A 10,902-nucleotide genomic window follows, 5' to 3' on the forward strand; every position below is an offset into this window, starting at 1 on the left:
AACTGCACCTGAGCGAATTCGAGTCGCAGCATTTGCTGCGCCAGATCAGTGAGCGGGACCGAAACACCGCCAACTATCTGAAGGTCATGAACAAGCGCATCGACCTGCTGAGTCAGGTCGTGGCACAAACCGTGCTCGGCAAGTTCGGTGAGCCGCAGCCCGTGGTGCTGTCGGAAGGCGGCATCGAGTTCGAGCACCACCTCGCCTACCCGGCCGGCAGCCATGTGGCAATCAAGCTGTTGTTGATGCCGCAAGCGCTGGGCCTGCTGTTGCGGGCCAAGGTCACTCACTGTGAACCGGAAAGCTTCGGCACCTTCGAGATTGGCACCGAGTTCGAAGCCCTGACCGATGCGCAACGACAGCTGCTGGCCCGCTATATCTTGCAGAGACAGGCGCATGAGCGACGCCTGGCACGCGAGCAAAACGAATCAGGCAATTAATTAAGGAAGACCCGTGACCCTAATCTACGGCCACCGCGGCGCCAAAGGCGAAGCACCGGAAAACACCCTGATCAGTTTCCAGGAATGCCTCAAGCACGGCGTACGCCGTTGCGAACTGGACCTGCACCTGTCCATGGACGGCGAGTTGATGGTCATTCACGACCCGACGCTCAAGCGCACCACCGAGCGTCGCGGCAAGGTGGTCGAGCATACGGCGGCAGAACTGGTGACCTACGATGCGCGCAAGGGTGGTCCGGGCTGGATCAAGCCCTGCCCGATTCCACGGCTGGAAGAGCTGTTCGAAAAATGCGACTTCGAGCATTGGCAGCTGGAGGTCAAGAGCGCTTCGCGCATGCGCGCGGCGACGACGGTGCTGGCGATTCGCGAAATGGCGCAGCGGTTTGGCTTGCTGGACAAGGTCACCATCACCTCGAGCTCGCGCGAAGTGCTGAAGGCCGCAGTGGATCTGGTTCCGGATGTGTCGCGTGGACTGGTCGCCGAATATGCCTGGCTCGACCCGTTGAAGGTCGCGCAAAGCTATGGCTGTGAGATTCTTGCGCTGAACTGGACCCTGTGTACGCCGGAACGCCTGCAGAAGGCGCAGCGACAAGGCCTGCATGTGTCGGTATGGACAGTCAACGAACCTGCGCTGATGCGCAGGCTCGCTGATTTCGGCGTTGACAGCCTGATTACAGACTTTCCCGGTTTGGCCAGCGCCACGCTCGAGAATTGCTGAAATCGGTCTCCCCGGCCGGCTCAGGCCACCGGCCGGAGCCGCTCAAAAAAGCCGGTTGAGGCCGTCGTAGGCCGCTACCCGATAGGCTTCGGCCATGGTCGGGTAGTTGAACGTGGTGTTGACGAAGTACTTCAACGTGTTCTGTTCACCCGGCTGGTTCATGATCGCCTGACCGATGTGGACGATCTCCGATGCCTGGTAACCGAAGCAGTGCACGCCGAGCACTTCCAGCGTCTCGCGGTGGAACAGGATCTTCAGCATGCCTTGCGGCTCACCGGCGATCTGCGCACGCGCCATGCTCTTGAAGAACGCCTTGCCGACTTCGTACGGCACTTTGGCCTGGGTCAGCTCTTGCTCGTTCTTGCCGATCGAGCTGATCTCCGGAATGGTGTAGATCCCGGTCGGTACGTCGTTGACGAAACGCCAGCTGTTGTTATCGACGATGCTGCCAGCGGCCGAACGACCCTGGTCGTGGGCGGCACTGGCCAGGCTCGGCCAGCCAATCACGTCGCCTGCGCCGTAGATGTTCTGGATGCAGGTGCGATAGTTCTGGTCAACTTCGATCTGGCCACGGCTGTTGACCTTCACGCCGATGTTTTCCAGACCCAACGCGTCGGTATTACCGGTACGGCCGTTGCACCAGAGCAAGGCGTCGGCCTTGATCTTCTTGCCGGACTTGAGGTGCAGGATCACACCGTTGTCCACGCCTTCAACGCGATCGTAATCTTCGTTGTGACGCACGGTGATGTTGTTGTTGCTGAAGTGGTAGCTCAGCGCCTGGGAGATTTCCGAGTCGAGGAAGCTCAGCAGCTGACCGCGGTTATCCACCAGTTCGACCAGCACGCCCAGACCACTGAAGATCGAGGCGTATTCGCAACCAATCACGCCGGCGCCGTAAACGATGAGTTTGCGCGGGGTGTGGCCGAGGCTGAGGATGGTGTCGCTATCGTAGATACGCGGGTGGTGGAAATCGATGTCGGCCGGGCGATACGGACGCGAGCCGGTGGCGATGATAATGTGCTTGGCCACCAGTTTTTCGACCACGCCGTTGGCGCAGACCACTTCGATGGTTTGCTCGTCAGCGAAGCTGCCGGTGCCGAAGAACACGTCGACCCGATTGCGCGCGTAGTAACCGGTGCGCGAGGCGACTTGTTTGGCAATGACTTTTTCGGCGCTTTTCAGTACGTCCGGAAACGAGAACCAGCGCGGCTCACCAATGGCCCGGAACATCGGGTTGGTGTTGAACTGCATGATCTGCCGGACCGAGTGACGCAAGGCCTTGGACGGGATAGTGCCAAGGTGGGTGCAGTTGCCGCCGACCTGGCGACGACTATCGACCATCGCCACTTTGCGCCCTGCTTTGGCGGCGTTCATTGCCGCGCCTTCTCCCGCCGGGCCGGAACCCAACACCACCACGTCGTAGTTGTAGACAGCCATGCGTACTCCTCAGAACAGGCCGCGGCACCCCGTTGGCACCTGCGGCTAAATCATGCCGGTCTTGCGGCATGAAGGAACAATTTGGGGTCAGTCGAGAACCCGGACACAGTCTATAGAAGCGTCAACGCCGCGCACATTAACCCTTGGTCGCGTCGTAGGCTAGTTTTGCCTGCACTACAACACCAACAATGAGTGTCCATCACACCGTATTTACTTGGCTTTTTCGGCACTCAGGCGATCAAAAGCCTGACTGGTTCGCGTGACAAAGCCTGTATCGGCTCGAATCACAAAAAATGCACCGACATCATGCTTTTCGGCGTAGTCCCAGCCGCGCTCGGGGCCAAGAATCAGCAACAGCGTCGATAAGCCATCGGCCATCAGCGTCGAAGGATGAATCACCGTGACAGACGCCAGGGTATGGGTGATCGGCGCGCCGGTTCGGGCATCGAACGTGTGTGAATAGCGCCGGCCATCCTGCATGAAGTAATTGCGGTAGTCGCCTGAGGTCGAAACACCGTTGCCGTCCAGCGTGATCACCCGCTCGACAACCTGCTGGTCATCGCGTGGCTCCTCCAGCGCAATCTTCCAGGGCGACCCGTCGAGTTTCTTGCCAATGGCCTTGAGTTCGCCCGTAGCATCGGCGATGAAGCTGTCGATACCCATTTCCTGCAACTTCGCAGCGATCCTGTCGACGGCATACCCGGCGCCAATACTGCCGAAGTCAACCTCGACCGGCGCGTCCTTGCATAGCTGATCGCCTTCAATCCGCAGATGCGCATAACCAACGCGTTGTCGGGCCAGAGCCAAGGCTTCGGCGCTTGGGACTTTTTCATCGCGCGATTGTGGGCCGAATCCCCAAAGGTTCAGCAGCGGCTCCACCGTCAGGTCGTAGGAGCCGTCGCTCGTCTCTGACAGTTGCTCGCCCACCTTGACCAACTGCAAGACCGGYGCCGGCATTGGCTGACAACTATTGGCCGGCAAACCATTGAATCGCTCGATGTCGGAATCACTGCGGTAGGTCGACAGCTGCCGGTCGATCTCGGCCAGAATCAACTCGACCTGCTTCTGCACCTCGACCGGCCCGGGAGTCCCCGGATGGCGGATGTATTTGACCGAATACGTGCTGCCCATGGTCGGGCCGCCAAAGCTTTCCAGAGTGTCGCCATTACCGCAGCCTGACAAGGCGCCGACAAGCGCCACGAAAACACCCGATCGCCAGTTCAACAACGCGCACTCCTCCCCAAAGAGTTCCCCCGACAGAACGCCAAGGCCCGCCATTATGCGATAGAACTGTGAGAGAGGGCTGGCTCATGGCTATAACGTTTAAGCAGCACACTAACTATTGGTTGCCTACCGTTCGTCTTACACATATCGTTACAAAACTGTTCGAGGTACCGGCACAGACCAGCCCCGTCAGTAAGGATGTTTCAAGACCAGGGATTTCTAATAAGACAGCCAAAGTGAGTAAGATCAAATGGCCTCGACTACGGGCAAAGGCAAAGCGATATTTCGCGTTGTCAGCGGCAACTTCCTAGAGATGTTCGACTTCATGGTCTACGGCTTCTATGCCACGGCCATCGCCAAAACCTTCTTCCCTGCCGACAGCGCTTTCGCTTCCCTGATGTTGTCACTGGCCACCTTCGGTGCCGGCTTCCTCATGCGTCCACTCGGTGCAATCTTTCTCGGCGCCTACATCGACCGTCACGGCCGTCGCCAAGGCCTGATCATTACCCTCGCGCTGATGGCGGCCGGGACCGTGTTGATTGCCTGTGTGCCGGGTTACGCGACCCTCGGCGTCGCTGCGCCGCTGATCGTACTGTTTGGCCGCTTGCTGCAAGGCTTCTCCGCGGGCGTGGAATTGGGCGGTGTGTCGGTTTACCTGGCCGAGATTGCTACCCCTGGCCGCAAGGGCTTTTTTGTCAGCTGGCAGTCCRCCAGCCAACAAGCCGCCGTAGTGTTTGCCGGTTTGCTGGGTGTGGGCCTCAACCACTGGCTGAGCCCTGAGCAAATGGGTGATTGGGGCTGGCGCGTACCGTTCCTGATCGGCTGCATGATCGTGCCGGCGATTTTCATCATTCGCCGCTCGCTGGAAGAAACCCCGGAATTCCAGGCGCGTAAACATCGCCCAAGCTTGAGAGATATCGTCCGTTCGATCAGTCAGAACTTCGGCATCGTGCTGGCCGGCATGGCGCTGGTAATCATGACCACCGTGTCGTTCTACCTGATCACCGCCTACACCCCGACGTTCGGTAAAGCCKAGCTGCACCTGTCGGACTTCGACGCGTTGCTGGTCACCGTGTGTATCGGTCTGTCGAACTTCTTCTGGCTGCCGGTGATGGGTGCCCTGTCGGACAAGATCGGGCGCAAGCCGCTGCTGCTGGCGGCGACCACGCTGGCAATCCTGACGGCTTACCCGGCGCTATCCTGGCTGGTCGCCAACCCGAGCTTCAGCCATCTGCTGATCGTCGAGTTGTGGTTGTCGTTCCTCTATGGCTCGTACAACGGCGCCATGGTGGTGGCCCTGACCGAAATCATGCCGATTGAAGTCCGCACCACCGGTTTCTCCCTGGCTTACAGCCTGGCGACCGCGACCTTTGGCGGCTTCACCCCGGCGGCCTGTACCTACCTGATCCACGTGCTGGACAACAAGGCCGCACCGGGTATCTGGTTGAGCGGCGCGGCAGTGCTTGGCCTGATCGCAACGCTGGTGCTGTTCCGTGGCAACCGGCATGAGTTGCGGACTGCGCAGGCTGCTGTAGTCGGCGGCACCCGCTAGATCGAATTCGCGAGCAGGCTCGCTCCCACAGGTTCAGCGGCGTTCACACAATCGTGATCACACCGCCATTCCAATGTGGGAGCGAGCCTGCTCGCGAAGAGGTCCGCCGGAACAACACAGTTTATCGATTCGCCATTTTCACCGACTGACTCCACCCCCCGCCCAGCGCCTTGTACAAGTCCACCTGATTGATCTCCCGCGCCAATTCCATTTGCGTCAGCTTCTGCTGCGCGTCGAATAACGAACGCTGCGCGTCCATCGTCGAAAAGTAGCTGTCCATCCCCGCCTCGAAACGCAATCGGGATTGTCGGTAGGCTGCTTGATAATCCGCTACCAGACGCTTCTGATAGTCGACCTGGGTGAGCATCTCCTGGCGGGCGTTGAGGGCATTGGCTGCTTCGCGGAAAGCGTTCTGCACCGTGGCTTCATACGCCGCCGTCTGCCCGTTGAACCGCGCATGGCTGGCGTCCACCTGCGCCTTTCGCGCACCGCCGTCGATCAGGGTCAACGACCCCGCCAAAGCCACCGACCAGAACTCGGCCGGCGCGCTCAACAATCGCGAAAAGTCACCGGTCAGGCCGCCCACCGCCGACGTCAGCGAAAAGGTCGGGAAATAAGCGCTGCGGGCTGCACCGATGTCCGCGTTGGCAGCTCGCAACGAGGCTTCGGCCGACATGATGTCGGGCCGCCGCGCAATCAGTGACGACGGTAACCCGGCGGGCACATCGGCGGTTGCCAACTGCTCCCCCAGCACGCCAGTGGGCAACAACCCAACAGGCACCGGCTGCCCGACCAACACGCGCATCGCATTCATGTCCTGCGCCACCTGCATGCGGTACGTGTTGATCTGAACCGCCGCCGTGTTGGTTTGCGCATCCGCCTGGTGAACATCGATTTGAGCACTGGAGCCCAGGTTATAGCTCTTGCGCAACAACTCACCGTAGTGGTCCTGGGACTTGTAGGTGTTCTGTGCGAGGTCGAGCAGATTCTGATTGGCCTTGAGGCTAAGCCAGGTGCTGGCCACCTCACCGATCAACGCCAGGCGAGCCGTCTGATAGTCCGCCTCGGTCGCCTCGAAGCGTGCGCCTGCGGCGTTTCGCTGACTGCGGATGCGCCCGAACAGGTCCAACTCGTAAGACGTGAAGCCACCGCTGGCCTGAAAGGTGTTGGACGTGCTGCCTGAACTGACGCCGCCTCCCTGCGTCCTGACCTGTGACGGAAACTTGCTGCGGCCGGCGTAGGTGTTGAGTCCGATGGAGGGAAACAGCCCGGATTCGGCACCGGCGTACCCTGCCCTCGCCTCCTCGACGCCCGCCTCGAACTGACGCAGGCTGCGATTGTTCTTCAAGGCCAGGTCGATCAACTGGCGCAGTCGGTCATCGAGCACGAAGCCGTGCCAATCCTTGTCGAACGCCTGCTTGGCGCTGCAACAGTCACTGGCCGAACTGGCTGGCCATTGCTGGTCGATCGGCGCCTCTGGTTTCTCGTATTTGGGTTCCAGAGAACAACCGCCGAGCAATAACAGCGACATGAAACATGAGGTGGATAAGCGTCTGTTCATGAGGCGCACCTACAAACGTTGGCCGAGCAAGGCTCGTAACGGAGTGAGAAGGAAAGCCCAAAGACCTGAGCGGGTGGTGCTKATTTGCGGCAGTGGTTGCTGACGCGAACGGAAGCTGATCGGGCGTAATCCAGGCAGTGAGCTATAGGACGGCGCCTTGACCGGTCGCCGCGAACGCGGTGCCGTGCGCTTTTCGCCGAGCAACGAACGCCGCAACAAGGTGCCGAAAGCCAGGCCTGGCTCAGCCTTGCCGACCACGTTGATCGGCGCCTCACTGAACAGCCGCGCGATCAGCCGGCGCCGAAGCGTTTCGTCAAGGTCGATGAACTTCAAGCCCAAACGGTCCTCGCCGTGATGACGCATGACCTCGATATCCAGCCAGCCGAGTTTATTGACCCACACCTGCCCCCGCAGCCCGGGCTTGATCAATGACGCAACGGAACAGGAAATGGAGGCGCCACTCAGCGATATATCCACCAGTTGGCCCGCCAGGGTTTTGCCGGCGAAGCGTAACCCACTGGGTTTATCGAAAGGAAAGCGCTCTTCGCCGTGCAAGCGTGGCCGGTCAACACACGCCACCAGGGTGGCCAGGTTGTAGATCAGCGCGACCACCGTCCAGAACAGGTTGAACAGCATATTGCCGTCGAACGCAGCCGCGTTGCTGATGGTGATGTAAGCACCTATTTGCGAGAACAGTGTCAGTGCAAAAAAGAACCCGAACAACTTCCAGTGGACCGTTGTGCGTGAACGATCCAGGCCCTTTGCCGTGACCTTGAAGGGTCGCCCGAACGGCCGGACCATGGCGCTGAGGATCGTCGCCGTCACCGCCAGTGAGGCGACGATTTGGGTGACCTCGGTAAAAATCGGCAAGGTACGCCGGTCAGTGACCCACGTCCCGTAGCCCCAGAATGCAATCAACGCCGGCATACCGAAGGCCATGAAATCCGCCGGATGGGCGTAGAACCCGGCAATACCGAAATACCAATACAACACCGGCGACACCAGCATCATCAGGATGAATGGCTTGGAGAACCAGTGCATCAAGCCATGCACGAAGTGCAACCGTTCATTAAGTGAGTAGCCACGACCGCGCAAGGGGCCCTCTTTGAGCAGCGCGACCTGGATCGTCCCCAGGCACCAGCGACCACGCTGATTGATGTACTCGGTCAACCCCTCGGCGGACAAACCAATCGACAGTCGCTCATTCAGCCAGCGGGTGACGTAGCCTTTTTGCTGCAGACGGCAGCTGGTGTAGATGTCTTCGCAGACCGAACCCGTCGGAAAGCCACCCATTTCAGTGATCAGATCACGCCGCACGACAAACGAAGTGCCCACGCAAAACGCGGTATCCCAACCATCCTTGGCCGGCTGGTAGACGTCGAAGAACACTCGCTGCTCGTCGACCCAGCAGTTGGATGAACCGAGGTTGTGCTGAATCGGATCGGGGTTGTAGTAGAACTGCGGCGTCTGCACCAGGCCGACCTTGGGATCGTCGAACAATCCCAGGGTGCGCATCAGGATCGGCTGCTGCGGGGCGAAGTCGGCGTCGAGCACCAGTATGTACGGCGCATTGCTGCTGGCCGCCGACAGACGCAGGCCGTTGTTCAGGTTACCGGCCTTGGCGTGGGAATTGTCGGGACGTCGGGCGTATTGCACACCGACCTCGGCGCAATAGTCGCGCAACCAGTCGCGGCGGGTATCGTCGAGCACCCAGATGGTCACGTTGGGGTAGTCGATCGCCTGGGCGGCGATGATGGTTTTTTCCAGGATCTCGAGGCCTTCGTTGTAGGTGGCGATGAACACATCCACCGCCGGCACCGAGCGGCCCTGGGCACGCAAACGTTGCTCCCCGGCATCGGCACTGGCGTGGTGATCCGAGCGACAGAGCAGGACGATGATCGAAAACAGCGTGTAGCCGATCGCCAGCATTTCGAAAAACAGGAACGCGTAAGCCCAGACCGAGGCAAACCCTGCGTGTCCATCGGGCAAGGTGTCGCGAATCCGCCAGGCCACGTAATTGATCAACAACAGCGCGGTCAAGGCTCCGAAACCGGCACGTGCCGCCCATTGATCACGGTGCGTCAGGCAGGTGAACAGAATCACCGCGACCACGGTCCAGAAATTGATTTGCACAAGTTGCAGCGTGTCCAGTGCCTGCATGTCAGTCAGCCTCTTGTAAACCGGTAAAGGGGTTGATGCCGGTAGCAGCGATCGCAGCCCAAGCTGTAGCGCCCAAGTGTGACTCGACACGAATTGCCGGGCAATCTGCGCCTGGTGAGCCGAGCCCGGGTCGGGCGCAGCCGTGTTGAGTGCCGACCAGGCTGCCGCCAGGTCGACGTTATGTTCGGTGGACTTCCAGGTCTGCTGGATCTGCTTGGGGAAATACCCGTAGTAACCGCCGCTGAAACCCGCGGGGGCCTGTCCGTCATACGTGTTTTTCCCGGACCACTGCAATACCCTGCGAGCGGCCTCCAGGTAGGAGGAATCACCGCTCTGGCGCAACGCCTCCAACAACGCCAACGCGGCCCAGGCCTGATTGCCGGTGGCACTGCTGACCTGATAGGCGTCCTGATTCCAGGCATTGCGCTCTACGCTCCAATAACCCGGCAGGTGCATCGACGACGAACCCACCGGGCCTGCCGCGTAGGCGTTGCGCAAGCGTCCATCCTGATATTCCGGGTCGTGGGTCGTGGCGAAGGCCAGCGCATCGGCAATCCGTCGCGCCGACTCGGCTTTACCGCAGGCAAACAAGGCGATGCTGGCCAAGGCGTTGTCGTAGGTGAACGCAACCCCACGCAACGCCTGGATTGGCGCCGGCTGACCGTCCAGCGGCGGGTAACTGGCCAGCAACACCGGCCCCGCCGCTTGCGATTGCACCGCGTGATCCAGCGCTGCACACGTCATCGCCGCCAGTTGCGGCCTGGCTTGCGTTGCCAGCGCAGATCCGCCGCTGCTCATCAGCATCACCCCGATCAGGCCCGGCAGCCACGGCCATTGCACAACGTTGCGCGGACTCATCAGTGAGATACCTCGGCGCTGGCCCACAGCCCCGGATTGCAAGTCATGGCGCGCTGGCTGTCGGTGAGGTCATCGGCAAAAGTACCGACGACGTACACCGAGTTCTGCTCGGCATACGGGAAAGGAACGCTGTAGCTGTTAGGGCGAATATCCTTAGTGCTGGATAACAACTGCACGACATTGGCCTTGAGCGGTTCGTCCAGGCCATGGATTCTTACCGTCAGGACACTGTCGTGATCAATCTTGCTGGCCACGCGTTCCGGAAACACCGCGACGACATAGCTTTCTTTGCAGTTGGTAGCACGCAGCAAAGTCGACCCGGCTTGTACCACTGTCCCTTGAGGCGCCAACAGCTCTTGAACCGTGCCGGACGAATACGCCGTGACCTCATAGCCAGCCGTCAACTTGACCCGGTTCTGTTCGGTTTCGATCAGGTGGTTGAGATTGTCGAGTTCGCGTTGATAGGTTTCGCGGTTGCGGGCCTGATTTTCCAGGCTCAGTTTCAGGGTGGTCATCTGCGCGCTGAGGTCGAACATGCGCAACTGATCAGGGTCAAGGTAGACCTGCTTATTGGCGGCATTGACATCACCGTCATTGATTCGCAGCTGTGAACGGACGGACTCTGCCGCCCCCTCCAACGAGGCCAACTTGGCTTTCGAGGCGGCGACGACCGCGCCACTGACCGCCCCTTGAGTGAACAACTCGAGGTTGCGATCGAGGGTTTCCTGTGCGTCCGTCAAGCGGGCGCTGGCGGCAGTGCTCTCGGCCTTCAGCGCACGTTGTGCATAGAGCTGACGAGTATGAAACGCCGATTGATAGCGCTGGCTGGTTTTCTCCAACTCGTCGTAATACTGCTGGTCGTGCTCGGCCTGGCTGGCCGATGATGATAGCTYCTGCTCCAGGGTCAAACGCCGGGTTTGCAGGGTCAACAACG

General features: G+C 60.2%; 8 protein-coding genes. 3 read left to right on the forward strand and 5 right to left on the reverse strand.

The window, feature by feature from the left end; translation table 11 throughout:
• The coding region (locus tag AC1DH9_RS13910) for a PilZ domain-containing protein (RefSeq protein WP_477808307.1) at positions 1–440 on the forward strand (440 nt) is incomplete at its 5' end.
• Positions 441–453: 13 nt separating this feature from the next.
• Positions 454–1,176, forward strand: a complete 723-nt coding sequence (locus AC1DH9_RS13915; protein WP_427544787.1) for a glycerophosphodiester phosphodiesterase — start codon at positions 454–456, stop codon at positions 1,174–1,176.
• 42 nt (positions 1,177–1,218) lie between these two features.
• Here the strand turns inward: AC1DH9_RS13915 and sthA are convergent, their stop codons facing one another.
• Entirely contained in the window at positions 1,219–2,613 is a 1,395-nt protein-coding gene (sthA, locus tag AC1DH9_RS13920; RefSeq protein WP_103315322.1) for a Si-specific NAD(P)(+) transhydrogenase, read from the reverse strand.
• Between the two features lie 210 nt (positions 2,614–2,823).
• Positions 2,824–3,813 carry an FAD:protein FMN transferase gene (locus tag AC1DH9_RS13925; RefSeq protein ID WP_427544793.1) on the reverse strand — a complete coding sequence of 330 codons (990 nt, stop codon included), beginning with the start codon at positions 3,811–3,813 and terminating at the stop codon, positions 2,824–2,826.
• 274 nt (positions 3,814–4,087) lie between these two features.
• Between AC1DH9_RS13925 and tcuC the strand changes: the two genes are divergently transcribed.
• Entirely contained in the window at positions 4,088–5,389 is a 1,302-nt protein-coding gene (tcuC, locus tag AC1DH9_RS13930) for a tricarballylate/proton symporter TcuC (RefSeq protein ID WP_477808308.1), read from the forward strand.
• A 121-nt stretch (positions 5,390–5,510) separates the two neighbouring features.
• On the opposite strand, the gene AC1DH9_RS13935 is transcribed toward tcuC, so the two are convergent.
• The 3 genes from AC1DH9_RS13935 to AC1DH9_RS13945 form a co-directional block, all read right to left on the reverse strand.
• Entirely contained in the window at positions 5,511–6,950 is a 1,440-nt protein-coding gene (locus AC1DH9_RS13935; RefSeq protein WP_427544783.1) for an efflux transporter outer membrane subunit, read from the reverse strand.
• 9 nt (positions 6,951–6,959) lie between these two features.
• Positions 6,960–9,968, reverse strand: coding sequence for a glycosyltransferase family 2 protein (locus AC1DH9_RS13940; RefSeq protein WP_477808309.1), 3,009 nt, complete (start codon positions 9,966–9,968; stop codon positions 6,960–6,962).
• Positions 9,968–10,902 (reverse strand): HlyD family secretion protein (locus tag AC1DH9_RS13945; protein ID WP_477808310.1); only part of this gene is annotated, 935 nt, incomplete at its 5' end. The genes AC1DH9_RS13940 and AC1DH9_RS13945, both read right to left, overlap by 1 nt.

This window comes from Pseudomonas sp. 05T35 (genome assembly GCF_056396605.1).